This is a genomic window from Deltaproteobacteria bacterium, from assembly GCA_016210005.1.
In the GTDB taxonomy this organism is placed as follows: domain Bacteria; phylum Desulfobacterota; class Binatia; order HRBIN30; family JACQVA1; genus JACQVA1.
The window spans coordinates 1-2,008 of sequence record JACQVA010000129.1; the positions used below are offsets into that span (position 1 = coordinate 1).

Here is a 2,008-nt window from a genome sequence, read left to right on the forward strand (position 1 = left end):
ACTATGCGGCGCGGCAAACGTTACGAACGGAGGTCCTGAGCGACTCGAGCGCCATGGAGATCGCGTCATTCCAGAGGTCGCTCAGAGCGACCGCTCGGAGCGACAGGATGTGCTGAGCCGTCTGCTCCTTCCAGCGCGAGCCGGACCTCCTCATGCGCACTTGGATGAGGGATTTGCAGGTCGCCTCCACGTTGCCGCTTCCGATCGGGAACCCAGCCCTCCTCGCTCGACGATAGTCCATCCGGTGGCCTTGGTTCTCGAGGTAGGTGATCGCGGCGTGGACCGGGGCTTCGCCACCGATCCGAACCCACTCCTTCTCGGAGGCGCGGAGCTCCGCCAGGATCGATGCGTGAGCAGAGCTGCTCGTGAGGAGGAACTTCTTCCAGCGAGCCAGAATGGCCTTCCTCTCCGCCTCGGGGAACATCGCTCTCGCGGCGGCGGCGAGCTTCTCGACTACGTGCCAGTAGTCGATGAGACTCGTCACTTCAACGCCCTGCCACTCCCGGTTGATGTAGGTGCCCAGGATGTTCTGGACATCCTCGGAACCGTCCGTGAGGAGAGAGAGCTTCAGGCGGGGGTTCCTGAGCAGGAGCGATGCGACGTTTCGAGCGAGAAGATCGGAGATGGACTCCACGTCGGTCCCGGGCGTCCAGCCGAAGCGTTCGGTGTAGAGCGCCTTCCCCTTCGAGTCGTGCAGAGTGACCGTGGCGCAGTAGGCCATCCTCCAGGCCCGCGAGATGGGGTTCTTCGGCGCGTTCTTTCGCGGCCTTCCCTTCGGTCTTGGGCGAGGCTCCTCCATCGCGAGCGCCGCTCGGTCGACCGACACGCTGATGCCCGCGGTCCCCTCCGGGATCTGAACCTCCTCGATCAGCCTGTCCTCGATGTCGGCACTCTGGGCGACGAACAGCGTGCCGACCGCGTGCGCGATCCGCTCCATGCTCGTTCTGGAGTAGGGGAGGCGGCCCATCTCCTGCGCGGTGACTTCCGCCTCCCTCGAGGTCCCCTGCTGGACCAAGTGAGCGATGCTCTTGGCGGTGCCCGGGAGCCAGTGCTCCTGGACCGCCCCGATCCGGAGTGCGACGGGATCGAACGTCGGGCCGTTCCTCACCCCAACCTCCCGGAACAGCTTTCGGGGCACCGGCGTCGGACCGCTCTTGGTGAAGAAGTCGGCGGTGAACGTGCCCACGCTGGCGCACAGCTTTCCTCGAATGCTCACCCGGTTGGCATCACTCGCCAGGGATCTCAGGGTGGCACCATGTGCCTCGCACTCGATCCTCGCCGAGAGCTCACCGTACTGCTTCTCGACACGCTCGTAGTCGACCGCTCCGCCCCCCTTCGAGTGATCCGCCCGCACCTTCTTAACCTCGCTGAGGAACGCTTGGACCGCGTCGGCCATCCCCTTGAGGTCAGAGGGGAACTCGATGATGATGGTCTCGCCGTTGTTGGTCATGGGTGGCTACCTCCCTAGTCCGGTGGTTGCCACCCATTACTACATATTGTGGGCAAAAAAGCTAGCGATCCTAAGTCTAGTGCTCACAAGTAGATCCAGTCCCCATTGCGGCCCTGCTGGCGCAGCGTTGCCCTCGCGGTCATGATCCGTTCGACAAAGCGGCTGCCCGCCGCACTCCAGGTGCCGAAACTCCCCTTCCTCCAGAGGACGGCATGGGGCGGTGCTCGCTCAGCGGCATAATGCCGCGTCCCGGACCATGCCGCGTCGGAGCGAGCACTCGAAGGAGTGCCGCTGACTCCCGTGCCCTACGCCGACTCCATGTCGGCATAGTCAGAGTCCCTTAAGAAATGCGAGGAGGCCGTCCGGCGGCTGGAACCGCCTCGGCGTGGCGCTGGAGGGATCAGCATGGCCGAGGGCTGGCTCTTTCATGCGCATGTCGGCATGAATGTACCCTCCGAGCCGCCCTCCGTCGGCTCATCCAACTGCACGGCCTCCAACCCGCTCTCGACCTCGCGCGTGGTGTGATCCAGGGCTTCGTCCACTCGCCGCCTCCGGATG

1 protein-coding gene is annotated in these 2,008 nt (G+C 64.6%); it reads right to left on the minus strand.

Annotation, left to right across the window (positions count from 1 at the left end):
- Position 1: 1 nt before the first annotated feature.
- The gene (locus HY699_12315) at positions 2-1,450 is read right to left on the minus strand and encodes an ISKra4 family transposase (GenBank protein MBI4516587.1); all 1,449 of its coding nucleotides are present in this window, start codon (positions 1,448-1,450) and stop codon (positions 2-4) included.
- Positions 1,451-2,008: the final 558 nt, after the last annotated feature.